At 47.0% G+C, this 12,887-nt stretch carries 13 protein-coding genes and 1 pseudogene; 5 read left to right on the top strand and 9 right to left on the bottom strand.

Going from position 1 to position 12,887, the window contains the following annotated elements; all coding sequences use genetic code 11:
• Window positions 1–7 precede the first annotated feature (7 nt).
• Genes rgy through IMZ38_RS03755 form a run of 3 tightly spaced genes read left to right on the top strand, consistent with a single transcriptional unit; the run spans window position 8 to window position 5,135 of the window.
• Window positions 8–3,889 carry a reverse gyrase gene (rgy, locus tag IMZ38_RS03765; RefSeq protein WP_193436816.1) on the top strand — a complete coding sequence of 1,294 codons (3,882 nt, stop codon included), beginning with the start codon at window positions 8–10 and terminating at the stop codon, window positions 3,887–3,889.
• A 6-nt stretch (window positions 3,890–3,895) separates the two neighbouring features.
• On the top strand, window positions 3,896–4,807 hold the full coding sequence (locus IMZ38_RS03760) for a carbon-nitrogen hydrolase family protein (RefSeq protein WP_193436815.1): 912 nt from the start codon (window positions 3,896–3,898) through the stop codon (window positions 4,805–4,807).
• Window positions 4,782–5,135 carry a hypothetical protein gene (locus tag IMZ38_RS03755; protein WP_193436814.1) on the top strand — a complete coding sequence of 118 codons (354 nt, stop codon included), beginning with the start codon at window positions 4,782–4,784 and terminating at the stop codon, window positions 5,133–5,135. Before IMZ38_RS03760 ends, IMZ38_RS03755 begins: the two co-directional genes overlap by 26 nt.
• Before the next feature lie 36 nt (window positions 5,136–5,171).
• On the opposite strand, the gene IMZ38_RS03750 is transcribed toward IMZ38_RS03755, so the two are convergent.
• The 4 genes from IMZ38_RS03750 to IMZ38_RS03735 form a co-directional block, all read right to left on the bottom strand.
• Window positions 5,172–5,570, bottom strand: coding sequence for a translation initiation factor IF-5A (locus IMZ38_RS03750; protein WP_193436813.1), 399 nt, complete (start codon window positions 5,568–5,570; stop codon window positions 5,172–5,174).
• A 64-nt stretch (window positions 5,571–5,634) separates the two neighbouring features.
• Window positions 5,635–6,747 carry an ATP-NAD kinase family protein gene (locus IMZ38_RS03745; RefSeq protein ID WP_193436812.1) on the bottom strand — a complete coding sequence of 371 codons (1,113 nt, stop codon included), beginning with the start codon at window positions 6,745–6,747 and terminating at the stop codon, window positions 5,635–5,637.
• Between the two features lie 17 nt (window positions 6,748–6,764).
• Window positions 6,765–7,616 (bottom strand): class II glutamine amidotransferase, encoded by an 852-nt coding sequence (locus tag IMZ38_RS03740; protein ID WP_227410929.1) that lies wholly within the window; start codon window positions 7,614–7,616, stop codon window positions 6,765–6,767.
• 24 nt (window positions 7,617–7,640) lie between these two features.
• Entirely contained in the window at window positions 7,641–7,928 is a 288-nt protein-coding gene (locus tag IMZ38_RS03735; RefSeq protein ID WP_193436811.1) for a hypothetical protein, read from the bottom strand.
• A 154-nt stretch (window positions 7,929–8,082) separates the two neighbouring features.
• Between IMZ38_RS03735 and IMZ38_RS03730 the strand changes: the two genes are divergently transcribed.
• Entirely contained in the window at window positions 8,083–8,664 is a 582-nt protein-coding gene (locus tag IMZ38_RS03730) for a UbiX family flavin prenyltransferase (RefSeq protein WP_193436810.1), read from the top strand.
• A gap of 38 nt (window positions 8,665–8,702) precedes the next feature.
• On the opposite strand, the gene IMZ38_RS03725 is transcribed toward IMZ38_RS03730, so the two are convergent.
• The 3 genes and pseudogenes from IMZ38_RS03725 to IMZ38_RS03715 form a co-directional block, all read right to left on the bottom strand.
• Window positions 8,703–9,128: a hypothetical protein gene (locus IMZ38_RS03725; RefSeq protein WP_193436809.1), complete on the bottom strand. Its 426-nt coding sequence runs from the start codon at window positions 9,126–9,128 to the stop codon at window positions 8,703–8,705.
• A gap of 95 nt (window positions 9,129–9,223) precedes the next feature.
• Window positions 9,224–9,742 (bottom strand): annotated as a pseudogene (gene endA / locus IMZ38_RS03720) (tRNA-intron lyase); the annotation flags it as partial.
• Between the two features lie 26 nt (window positions 9,743–9,768).
• A complete protein-coding gene (locus IMZ38_RS03715; RefSeq protein WP_193436808.1) occupies window positions 9,769–10,428 on the bottom strand; it encodes a DUF47 domain-containing protein in 660 nt (219 codons plus the stop codon).
• A gap of 68 nt (window positions 10,429–10,496) precedes the next feature.
• Here IMZ38_RS03715 and IMZ38_RS03710 point away from each other — a divergent pair, with 68 nt between their 5' ends.
• Window positions 10,497–12,104 (top strand): B12-binding domain-containing radical SAM protein, encoded by a 1,608-nt coding sequence (locus IMZ38_RS03710; RefSeq protein ID WP_193436807.1) that lies wholly within the window; start codon window positions 10,497–10,499, stop codon window positions 12,102–12,104.
• On the opposite strand, the gene IMZ38_RS03705 is transcribed toward IMZ38_RS03710, so the two are convergent.
• Window positions 12,058–12,435 (bottom strand): hypothetical protein, encoded by a 378-nt coding sequence (locus IMZ38_RS03705; RefSeq protein ID WP_193436806.1) that lies wholly within the window; start codon window positions 12,433–12,435, stop codon window positions 12,058–12,060. The genes IMZ38_RS03710 and IMZ38_RS03705 overlap by 47 nt on opposite strands.
• A 28-nt stretch (window positions 12,436–12,463) precedes the next feature.
• On the bottom strand, window positions 12,464–12,841 hold the full coding sequence (locus tag IMZ38_RS03700; RefSeq protein WP_193436805.1) for a hypothetical protein: 378 nt from the start codon (window positions 12,839–12,841) through the stop codon (window positions 12,464–12,466).
• Window positions 12,842–12,887 lie beyond the last annotated feature (46 nt).

Here is a 12,887-nt window from a genome sequence, read left to right as displayed (position 1 = left end):
ATTTAGCATGAGTAATTTGCTTAATCCTTACGGATTTTACCGACACGCGTGTCCAAACTGCGGGGGCGAGATAAGCGATCACCGGCTTTTCTACAAAGCCCCTTGCGAGAAGTGCTTAAGCGAGGACGCTTTCAAAAAAGTTTTGAAAAGGATTAGGGAGGGAGCTCTTCGAGATTATAGGAGTGTATTAGAGGCTTACTACGAAGGCCTAAAAGACCCTAGAGGCTTGAAGCAGTTGCTTGACGAGGAACTAGCACTTGGGGATTTCGAAGAGTTCTTTGAGAAAGCTACCAAGGGTAATAAGCTGTGGAGTGCTCAGAAGACATGGGCCAGGAGGGTGTTGAAGAACAAGTCTTTCAGCATAATAGCTCCAACCGGGACCGGTAAGACTGTTTTCTCTTTAATCATCTCCCTCTACACTGCATCGAAAACCTCTTCAAATGGAGGTGTGAGACGCGTCTACCTTGTCTTCCCAACACTTCCCCTACTTCTCCAGGCTGAATCCAAGATAAAACAGTTCGCAGTAAACGCTGGCTTGAAGATCTGTGAGGAGGCGGAAGACAAGTCCTGTCTCAAAATCCTAGCGGTTCATGGGAAGAGCGATAAAAAATCTAAGGAAGAGTTAATGGAGCGGGTGAGGAACGGAGATTTCGACATACTCTTATCGACGAGCGCGTTTTTCCACAAGAATTTTGAACTCTTGAAGAATAAGGATTTCGCCCTCATAATAATGGATGATGTCGATGCGGTGCTTAAAAGCGGTAAGGCTGTTAAAAAGCTCCTGAACCTTGTAAATGTTACAGACGATGCAATAAACGATGGCTTGAACCTTATTAAACTACGCCAGAGAATCGTGTTCTCCACTGGTGAGGAAAAGGAGAAGCTTTCTGCTGAAATAGAAGAGCTGGAGAAGAGAGTAGCCAGGGTGAAATCAGGGATTAAGACAACCCTGGTAGTGAACAGCGCGACTGGGAGACCCCGAGGAATATACCCTAAACTGTTCAAGGTATTCCTGGATTTCGAAGCTGGTTCAAAGCCTGAGGCTATTAGGAACATCGTGGATGCTTACGTGGAAGCAGATGACCCGGAAAATGCTCTTCTCGAAATAGCTAGCAAGTTGAAGGATGGCTTCCTGGTTTTCGTACCCGTTGACAAGGGGGTTGAATACGCTGATAGGGTTGCCGAGCTTCTTAGAACCAGGGGTTTGAAATCCGAATCATTCCATGCGAAGAAGAAAGTAGATGTTTTAAACGATTTCGCCCGAGGCGAGTTAAACTGCCTTGTCGGCGTTGCAACCTATTATGGGGTGATGGTTCGAGGAATAGACCTTCCTGAAAGAGTTAAATATGTGGTGTTCCTAGGGGTTCCAAGACACAAGTTCAGCACAACCCTTGAGGAAATCTCACCCAGCGACCTGCTAAGAATTATCACCGTGTTAAGGGAGATCGCGCCCGAGGATTCGAAGAAGGAGTTGGAATCCCTGACGGGAAGATTGTCTAATAGGTTGAAGCGTATTAGCCAAGGAGCATTATTCAAGTTGAGAGAAGACTTTGCTAAAAAATTGAGAGGCGAGCTAGTTGAGGAAACCCCTTTGATAAAGGACTTGGTTAGAGCGTATGAGCTAGCCCGAGAGTTGTTGAGAGATGAGGAGACCTGGAAGAAGCTGTCGAGGCTGGGCGATGTTGGACTGTTAAGAGAGAACGGGAGGCAATACTTGTTAATCCCGGATGTGGCAACTTATATACAGGCTAGTGGAAGATGCTCAAGGCTGTATCCTGGAGGGATAACGAAAGGCTTGTCTGTAATCATTGTCGACGACAGGAGGCTGTTAAACGGGCTGAGCAAGAGGTTGAGATGGGTTTTCGAGGGATTATCCATAACCGACCTCAGAGAGCTTGAGCTGGGAAAGCTGATCGCGGAGATAGAACAGGAGAGGGTGATTGTTGGGAAAATCCTGCGAGGAGAGTATCGCCCGGAGGGACAGGTAGACCTGATCAAGTCCGCCCTCCTCATCGTTGAATCTCCGAACAAGGCTAAAACGATCGCAAACTTCTTCGGCAAGCCTAGCGTGAGAGTCCTTGGAAGAAACCTGCAGGCCTACGAGGTCACCATAGGGGATTACGTGCTAACAATCGTTGCCAGCGCAGGACACGTTTACGACCTTGTCGTCGACCTACAGGAAAACTACGGTGTCAGACGGATTGACTCAAGATTCATCCCAGTGTACACCGACATAAAGAAGTGTGTTAACGGCCACCAGTTCGTGGATGAAGCCGATAAGTGCCCGAGATGTGGAACAAGCACGGTGGTGAGGAAGGCGGACATTGTGAGAGCGTTGAAAGAGTTGACGAGGGAGGTTGACCTGGTGCTGATAGGCACAGACCCGGATTCCGAGGGAGAGAAGATAGGGTGGGATCTAAGAGTCCTGCTGGAGCCTTACGCGAGAGATGTGAGAAGGGTTGAGTTTCATGAGGTTACTCGTAAAGCAATTCTCGAGGCTATAAGGAATCCGAGATCTTTCGATACACGGCTGATTGGGGCACAAATAGTGAGAAGAGTAGAAGATAGGTGGATAGGGTTCTCACTCTCGGGGATAGTGCAGAAGTATGCCTGGGCCTCATACTGTTTTGAAAACCTCCAAGATAAAGGACATGACTGTTGCAGGGAGAACAGAAACCTCAGCGCTGGCAGAGTGCAAACACCTGTACTCGGTTACATTATAAAAAGGTATAAGGAGAAAGAGGATAAGAGCCTTTACAAGTACAGGATCCTTGCTGATAAAAACGGTGAAAAAATCCAGTTCACTATTGACAGGGTTCAAGCAGTTAACGCCGGGTTAGTAAGCATCCTGGAAAACACCGAGAAAAGAAGGAAAAAGGATAGGAATTACCCGCGCTTGTTGGTAAAAGAGAAGGAAGTGATCGTGGAAGTTAAGAATCCTCCCCCACCATTCAGCACTGATGCTCTCCTTGAGGAGGCTTCAAGAAGCCTTGGATTAGCGACGACAAGGACTATGGAGATTGCGCAGGACTTGTTTGAAATGGGCTTGATAACTTACCATAGAACTGATAGCACAAGGGTTAGTGAAGCAGGCTTAACAGTGGCGAGACAGTATCTTGAGGAAAGGTTTGGCGAGAAGTACAAGGAGGTTTTCCAGCCTAGGACATGGGGGGAGGGAGGCGCTCACGAGGCGATACGTCCTACAAGACCTATAGATGCTGACCGGCTTGCCGAGCTCGTCAGGGAAGGTGTTATAGTGCTCACTGGAAGATTAACAAGGCAGCACATACTGGTTTACGACCTCATATTCAGGCGTTTCATAGCCAGCCAGATGAAGCCTGCAAAGATTGGAAAGCAAATCCTCACGGTAACGATTAACAGTGTTGAAACGGCTGTGGAGAGAGTTGTTGAAATCGTTGAAAAAGGCTACCTTGAAGTATACCAGGATGTAAGGATAGAGGCGAGGATCACTGAGGGCGAGGGGGAGATTAAGGAAGTAGTGGAGATCAAGCCCCCTATGGCTAGGTATCACGACGTTATCAGGTGGATGAAGGAAAATGGCATCGGGAGGCCTAGCACCTATGCCAAGATTATTCAGACCCTCCTGGATAGGAGGTATGTCGATGTTACCAAGAAACATAAGGCTTTGAGACCAACAGAGAGGGGTATGTTTATCCATAAGTTCCTGAACGAGAAGTTTGGAGAAGTAGTAAGCGTTGAAACCACCAGAAGGCTTGAGGAAGATATGGAAATGATCGAGAAAGGGAGGATAAGCTATATGAAAATCCTCGAGAAACTATACGACGAGCTACGCGAGAAAATCCTTGATAATCCTGTTACCAAGAGTTTAGAAGAGGAGTATTCTGAGAAATGCGGTAGAAAACAGTGATGCTGTATGACTAGCGGGTTTGAAATCATAAATACCGAGGAAACTGGCCACTCCAGGATAGGCATAGCTCATATACCCGTGGTACTTGACGGGTTAAACATGAATATTGAGAAAGCAAGGAGGATTGTATTCTACGCTAACGAGTTGAACATTAAGACAATAATCCTTCCCTACTCACTGCCCCATGGCCCAGTAATAGGTTTCTACAACCCCTTAAAGCTCAGCAAGCAGGAGTTGAAGAAACGGTTTGGTGTTTCGAAAACGCATCTAGTACAGAAAGTGTTCAAATTCGCTTCTAACACGTATGGAATAAATATTTTCCTGCCGGGCATTGTAGAAGTATCTGGGCACGCAATCTATCATTCAACCTTCCTCTACACACCGCACGCAGAGGACAATAATCCTTTTTCCCAGAGAAAAATGTTTCTATCTCCAGTTGAGGAGAAGCTTGGGTTTGCACGTGGAAGAAGCCTGTTTGTTTTCAACCTGGGCAATTTTTCCTACGGGGTTTTGCACGACGAGGAAATCCTCATACCCGAGCTACTTAGAGCGTGCAGGCTCCTAGGGGCTTCCACACTCATTCTTTCAGCCTCTCCGCTCCTCCAAAACATGGGGAAAACGGTTGAAATCGCCAAATCCCTCTCCTATATTTTCAACCAGAAACTAATCATACCCGGCGGGTTCGTGGTCGATAAGGAAGGAAAAACCCAGCATGTTACTCCTTCAATAGTTGTTTCCAAAGAAGGAGAGATCGTGGTCAAGTATGAACAGGAAACTCCTTCACTGATAATTGTAGGAGATGAGCCTAGTAAACCGCGGGATGAATTATCCGAACACGTCAAAGCTAAGTTATTTAGCTACCTTAAGGATTTGTTTAAACTGGAGTTGAATCATGGAAGAGAAGGTTCTCCCGGTTAAAGTCAACTCGATTAACGATCTCGTAAGGCTGGCTGTCTCAACGGTCACGCCTCAGGCTTTAACCTACATTATCAGGTTCCGGCTGAAAGATAAGATCGTGATCGGGATTCTAGGTGTTTTCAGGGATTATTACAAGTATTACGGTCTCCCATTATTTTACTACTATATTGTGAACCCTGCTGAGCACCCGATGCTTTCTGAGGCAAACTACGTGGTGGTTTCAACAAGTGAGGAGAGGTTTGAATTCGCCAAGCAGCCTAAGCCGGGTGTTTCAATACCGATTATAGGCTTGTCTGAGAAACCGCCCTTCATACCGGATCTGGAGTAAAAACATTTTTCAACGGAGTTTTTAAATAGTATTCTGCTACCTCAACCTTATTATCAATCTTTTACCCATTACGACCCAGTATTCTACCTCACTACCCTGCTTCAGCTTAGCCCGTAAATCCTCCTCAATACTGGACTTGTCCACTTCGAAAGTTTCAAAACTCTCCATATCCATTAACTGGAACTGCTCCCCCATGTCCGCGATTATCTGTCCAACTCTCTTATCAATGATTGGAACCTCTACTTGCGAGTCGGCTGGAGCAACGAGCGTTTTCTTGTTCCCTGTGAAAAGACTGATCGCTACTACGTTTGCCTTCGCGCTCCCATGCTTCCCTGTCTTCGCCTTTGAGATTTCAACTATCCTGCATGGTTCTCCATCAATTATTATGAAGCTGCCTGGTTTCAGGTTGCCGAGTGTTTCATAGTTCTTACTCATGACCTCCACCTAGTTAACACTATCCCTGGATATTATGGCTTATTAGAATATTAAAAGGTTTCCATCAAACAACCTTCATAACCACATACCTGTTGTAATCAACAATAACTCTGTAATATCCTCTGAGACGGTGGTCAACCGCTGGGTCCCCTGTGTCAACCCGGAGACGGTCAAGACTCCTTATTTTCGACTCGGTTGAAACTATTATGATATCGTTTTTATCAATCCCGCTGAGAAACCTAGGGGAGAATTGCTGATTCCCTCTGCCAAATATGAAGCCTTGGCCGCCGATAGGGGTTACTATGACTTTCACCCTGCCATAGTCCCTTAAAAGTTTCAGCAAATGAGCTTCCCACGCGTCCTTGTAGAGTAGCTTCCCGTTCAATACGACATCTACTCCCAGCATAGTGTACTCCAGCCCCAGAGCCCTTGCTATCGCTTTAACAGTTGACCCGGGGCCTAGAACATACACGGTGTCCTGGGACATGTTCTCGACAACGTACCTTGCTATGGCTTCTTTATTCTCCTCATCATCGATGCTCGAGAATAATGTTTTCCCTCCCTGGGTCATTTCCTGGTGGTAAACGGTTTTCAAATATCCGTAGAGGCGGATGACGAGTTCATCCCTGCGGAATGCCTCCTCGTCAATATCTAGAACTTCTCTCTCAACAATAGCTGCCTCACCTTTCAGGAAGGCTTCGAGTAGGGCCGCAGCAGCCCTCGGGTTCACGGCGAACACGCTACTATACATTTTAACCCCGCTCGGCACGCCGATCACCGGAACTGCTTGATCAATCGCGTCTGCAACATCGCGGGCTGTTCCATCACCTCCAACGAAAACCAAGAGGTCTATCCCTTTCTCCAACATTAACCTGGCAATCCTTCGCGTATCCTCTGCTGTAGTGACCTCGCCGATCTCTCCGACGATTTCAGCCAGCCTGCTCGCGTGCCTGCTTTTCCGAACAATATCTGCTCCCATGATCCCCGGTGCTGCTAAGATCTGAAATCCTTTAGCATTTACCTCGTTCAGAAACTGTAGCGCTCTCAGAGGAGACTCCGGCTGAGCACCCCTTTCCAGCGCGAGCTTGAAAGCGTATCCATCAGTTCCCTTGAGACCAACCCTTCCACCCATCCCAGCTATCGGGTTAACTAGGAAGCCTATCCTGTAAACCTTCATACCGTGGTCACATCCAGTTAATAAGGCTTCAGCCTAACGAAGCTGGTTTTCGAAGCCTTATATAAGCCTGGCTCAAGAATTGTGATCTCACTTATCGAGGAGTCCTGTGGAAGATAGTCTAAAATCGTGATCGAGCCTGCGGCTAAGGAGTCGGCAATCCTGAACGTGGCGATCTTGTAGTAGTCGAGAAGTACTTGATCACCGCAGGGTTGTCCAACCCAGTGGGTTAGGTACAGGTGGGGATTATTACCGAGCAGCATCATTAATCCAGTGTTGAACCCGTTGCAGGATGGTATGAACTCTTTTGATGAATCATAAGCTTTAACCACGCACTGGTCAAGCGCCTCTTGCTCTCCCAGGCAGTCTCCGATTTTTTCTATGAGGAAATAGCCTAGGAGCTCGGAGTCAACCCTGATCCATGGGTAAACTCCAAGGAGGCTGGCAAGCCTCAGCTTATCCGCTCCCCCGTTGTGAGCAAACCATGTGGCACCATTCTCTAATAGTGTTATGAATGGGTGCAAATACTCCTCGCCGTAGGGCTCGCTTCTGGAGGCTTTTCGAGAATGGATTAGCAGCACGGCTTCCTCATATCGTTTCAGCCTGCTCACTATGAGATTAATCATTCTCAAGCTCTCAGTGTCGAAAACAGGGCGAATCGATCTATGCTGGATGATGCTGGGCTTCCCTCCAACCAACCCTATAGCCGCTATCCCCCATCCATCATCGTGCGATAATGATTTTCCACCGCTGGCTTTCTCCAAATACCTGTCATGCTCACTGCTTTTCACGAAAGCCTCCATAATAAGCTCTAGTTTTTCCAAGCCGTCTTTTCCAAGCCACGCAGTGAGAAGTCTGCACATATTTCTCATCCATTAGTTTTAACTAATTTTGAATTAAAAAGATAGAGGTTTTGCCTGGACGTTGAGTTCTAAGTCCCCCAGGTATTTCTTAACCAGCTCTTCTACCACTTCTTCAACTGTTTTATTAATTCTCTCGCTCTCCCCATACACTCTCAGGACGGCTTGGTTGAACCCTGGATATAGGTGAAGGCTTGCGACAAACCTTCCCTGATACATCATTCTTATACTGTAAGAGTGTCTTTCAGCATATAATCCTCTCTGATTAAGCTCTTCCACGAGCTTGTTTAAAACCTTGACAGGTATTCCCCGCGGTGTGATCAAAAGTCATCGCCTTTCAAGCAACAACTAGGCTTTTTCATCGTATTAACCTAAGCTGTATGAGTGATTTTATATTTTCCAATACTCATAACAAGTAAGTGATGAAAGGGCTCGAAAGGTCTGATAGAGTGATGACCCCGCGCAGGATTGATACCTCATGAGCACGCTTGTGATAGGCATCACAGGGGCCAGCGGCATACCATATAGTGTTAAACTGGTCTCGCTGACCAACCTGTTGAGTAGAAAGTACAGCAACGTTTACGTTGTCTACACGATAGCGGCTGAGAAGGTTTCCATAGAGGAGACTGGACTACGGCTCTCAGAGTTTCTAAGAACCGTTAGCGGGTTGAAAGGAGTTTACAGCGAGGATGAGCTGGAATCCCCGCTTGCAAGTAGTAGCAGGCTTGTGGGAGCTGACATGGTTATCGTACCAGCATCGATGAATACTGTGGCAAAGCTTGCAACTGGTGTCCAGGACAACCTTCTCTTACGTGTAGCATTATCTGTTCTAAGGCTTAAAGGTAAACTGGTTATTGTGCCACGGGAAACCCCGTTATCCCCGGTGGACTTGCGCAACATGTACAGGCTCAGCATGGCAGGGGCTGTTATCCTCCCAGCCTCGCCCGCGTTCTACCATCAACCAAGAAGCATAGATGACATGGTTTCCTTCATAGTGGGTAAAATCCTTGACGCCCTCGGCGTTGAGCACGATATATATCGTAGATGGAAAGCTAGCTGAAAACCCCGGGTTAGAACAGCCTTAAAAACCCTTGTTAATTATCTTGCAAAATCTGAGATATCATAGTCCTCGATCGACTGCAACTCCCTGAACAACTCCTCGTCACTCACATGCCTCGTCTTCTTCTCCAAGGCCTTAGCACACCTTCCATCAGGCAGGAGCGCGTTTATCTTGCAACCAGAATACTGGCACTCGCTCCCTATGCACTCTCCGCCTGTAAGCCTGCAGTAGGCTACTCTCATGTATTTTCCGCGGAAAGGCTTGTTAAGCGTGAACAGTGCTGCCTTGTTGCATATGAAAAATGGGCAGAGCGGGTTGCAGCGATCCCCAAGCGGCTGGGGCTGGAGAACCCTCTCCCTCTGCTCGTAATCCTTCCTGGATGGCTGTTTCTGATAGTCGTCACGGGGCTTGTGATACCCTCTATGGTATCCTTCTCTTCTCTCGTATCCATGGTAGCTGTTCAAGTAGCATACCCCTCTCGCAACTTATTCAGACCAGCCCTTCCGATTATAACCGACTTGAGTAAATCATATTTCTAAAAAAGTTTAAATAGATTAGGCTAGGGTTTCCACCAGTCGAACTCATAATATTGAACTCCGCCATTCTCCACCACAGCCACTACCAGCTTCTTCCTAACCGAGTGAAGCAACCGCCCCATTCTCACCAGCTCTATAGGATCTATTTCCTCCCCACCCCTGTAAACCTGAACGCCGAAAGGTGCATGGTCTATTCCTGGGCCAAGCTTGTAAGCTAGGTAGTCACAGCCGAACTTCAACCCTCTCCTCACCACGAAGCCCCTGGTCCTCAAGTCTTTGAATACAGCGTAGAGCTCTGGAAATCTTTTTATCCTCTCCCTACCCCATTCGTAAAGCTCGCTGAAGCCTACCTCCCTGTTTGAGTAGAGGATTTTAATTCTCCCTGCTTCAACGAGATAGGCTGCCTCTATCAGTGAGAGCTCCAGGGGGCTGGAGATATTCCTCTCTCTAGGTTTGACGACGCCTAGGAAGGAGCCGAAATAACCGTCCCAGTAGAGTTCATTAGCACATTTGTAGTCAAGGACAACAGCTCTATTATGTAAGAGGAATCCTTTGCACTCTCCCGCTTCTAAATCCCTCTCACCAGGGCTAAGTACCGTACTTCCTCACCGATGTTTCTGAAATCGTCGCAGACGTCTTCAAGGTACTCTATAATATCTTTCAACACCATTAAGCCTGTCAAGTTGTTAGCTAGTTTCGAATACACGTGGAATGTTATCCTCCTGAACAAGTCGTCTGCTTCCTCTTCCAGCTTGACTATCTCGTTAAGATCGCTCATTATTTTCCTCGGAGCCGTTGTCAGCTTTGAAAGAGCCAGCTCTAGTGAATCCCTCTGCTTCCTGATGATGTTAGTCATAACTCTTATTGTTGACACAAGCTCCCTGTCTAATTGCACATTATTATCTTTCAACAGGACAATCCTGTATGCTACACCGTCGAGGTGCTGGATTATTTTTTCAAAATCATACACTACCTCAATATAGCTTCTAGAGTACCTCATTACCTCGCTACTCTTAACAAGATACTCCATTACTATGGTCTTCGTCTCCTCAGCCTTTGTTTTCACTTCAATAAACCTCTCATATAGCTTGTGGACATCGTTTCCATCAACATAAGCGTTGACAAGTGAGTCTATCAGCCTCGCAGCCTCTTCCACGATTCTCGAAAAATTGACTAAATACTCGACCGCTGTCAGCTCTGCCAGCGAGCTGTTTTCTACCGCGCTCATCTATCTCCCCGTTTTCTACTAATTTATTTGAGGGTATTTAAGAATACCATTTTTCAAAGTGATGAAGCTTGCCGAGGTTTCTAGTGGTTGACGCATTGGCAAGGGCTGAGGGGAGCAGGTACTCTACCTTTGACGTCGTCGGCTCCGGGCCAAGGGTTGTTGCAGGCCTCCTTGCCGAGAAATATGAAACGCTTCTTAAACCGTACGAGGAGGTTTACAGGAATCCTTCAAGCTATCTCGATTACGAATTCGTAATGGTCTCAGCAATGACTAGCGACAAGGTAGCTGTCAAGAAGCTTGTCTCAAAACTGCGAAGGAAAGGGTTCAAGGGTAAAATAGTCCTCGGAGGTCCTGTCAGTAGCGAGGGAGCAGATATACTGAGGCTTTACAGGGAAGCAGACTACCTGATAATTGGGGAGGCCGAGATACCCCTGCGAAAATTCGTTGAATGCGTTGTCGAAGAATCCTGCGAGATTAGCAAAGTACCCGCACTAGTTTACAGGGAGAAGGGGCAGGTCGTGGCCACCGGCCCACATGTGCACACCCCTGAGGAGTTGCTAAATATTGTGAAACCTTGGACCATGGTGGACAAATCTTACAAACCTCCCTCAGTGTTTCGCATATACGTTGAAGTGGTTAGGGGGTGCAGCAACTACCATAGGCCTCTCTTAAAAAACCTTGGATGCTTAGAGTGCTTTAAGTGTAGGGTTGGATCGCTGGCTGAAAGGCTTGAATGCCCTGCGAGCATTCCACCCGGGTGCGGGTTCTGCAGTGTCCCATACCTTTTCGGCCCGCCTAGGTCGAGGAATCCCGTGGCGGTTCGGAGAGAGGTGGAGGAGTTGATCGCTAACGGTGCTAGGAGAATAGTGTTAAGCGCTCCAGACTTTCTCGACTACTATAGGGTGGAAAAATGCGAAGCTGGAGTTCTGACAGACCCGTGCAACCCCCCTGCTAATATCGAGGCGATTGAAGAACTGTTAAGCCAGCTCGCATCAATCAGGGAGGTTGAAAAAGGATCCGTTACAATCAGCATTGAGAATGTTAAGGCATGCCTCGTGAACCAAGAGGTGGCTTCTCTCCTGGGGAAGTACTTGAAAGGCACAACCATTCACATAGGTTGTGAGACAGGGGATGCAGAGTTCAACAACCGCGTCCTGGGCAAGCCCATAAGCCCCGGAGACGTTGTCAAGGCCTCGAAACTCCTGAGCGAAAATGGTTTGAGACCTTACGTCTACCTAATGTACGGTTTGCCTTTCATGGATTCGAGAACCTACTTGAAAACTCTAAACCTCGTAGACGAGCTGGCCGGCACCAACGTGGAGAAAATAACGCTGTACAAATACATTCCATTGCCGCAGACCTCGTTCTCGATGAGGAGGCTCCCGCTAGGGTTTAACAAGGAGATCATATCGTTAATGAAAAAGCGTGTAGAAGAATATAATTATGCAATGAAGAAAACTCTTCAAGGGAGCACCGTAGAAGTATTCCTGTTGGAGACTGAGAGAGGTGTGTACGGGTACCCGGTCAAACATGGACCGGTTGTCTTCGTTGAAAAAGGACCCAAGTTCTCGGGAAAGATTGACGGTTGCAAGGCAAGAGTCCTGATAAAGGAGGTTGCCCCCAGGTATGTTAAAGGGGTTCTTCTCGAGATCGTAGAGTGCCCAGGAGCTGATTGAAACCAGTTATTAAACTCCTTGTCTTGTCAACACACTCCTTGCAAGTCGAGTTTTCAAGCTTTTCAAGAAGCTCTTCCAGCAAGTCTATTAAATACGGTATCCCGATAATCTTTAAGTAGCTATAGTACGCTCTAACGAATCTCCCCAAATTGCTCGTCAAATATTGTTTTGAGAATCTATCAGGGTTCAAGGATAGAAGAGCTGACTCCTCCAGTAGCTTATCCAGCCCTTTAAGGAAGACCATTACCCGGTTATCGTCTACTCCAACATAACCCGTTGCTACCTTAGCTTGTGAAAGAGTTTCCTCGTACTTGTCAACTAGCGACTTCATCAAGGAGTACAGGGATGTCTCATCAACATCATTGTCTCGATTTTCTAAGGGTTGCGATGCTATTGTCAGCCACCCCGTTCAACTTAAGCTCATCCGGGTGTACGTAAATAGTGTTCTCTTCCTGTGATTCAATAACCAGTGCTTTAAACATGAATTTTTTCCTACCGGCAACGACTACTTCAACGCTATCCCCGTCCTTAATCCCAAGCATTCCGGCAATAGGCTTGGGGATCTTGGCCAATGGCTCCTTCAAAGATTCATCATACTTTACCCTTAATCTTTTCTCGGAAAGTATCTTTTCTTTCTTCTTCAGCTCGGAAGCTGGCGGTATGATCGAGACTAGTTTTGAAATATCTGGTTTCTGTTGCCGCTCCTGAGTGTTCTTAACCTGTTCTCCCTCACTCATCGGATTCCACCATAATTATATATGTCATATCTTAGTTTTAGATTAT

Origin of the sequence: Thermosphaera aggregans, from assembly GCF_014962245.1 — an archaeon.
Lineage (GTDB): Archaea > Thermoproteota > Thermoprotei_A > Sulfolobales > Desulfurococcaceae > Thermosphaera > Thermosphaera chiliense.
The sequence above is the reverse complement of the archived record's forward strand: the minus strand, read 5'-3'. Positions and strand labels throughout refer to the sequence as shown.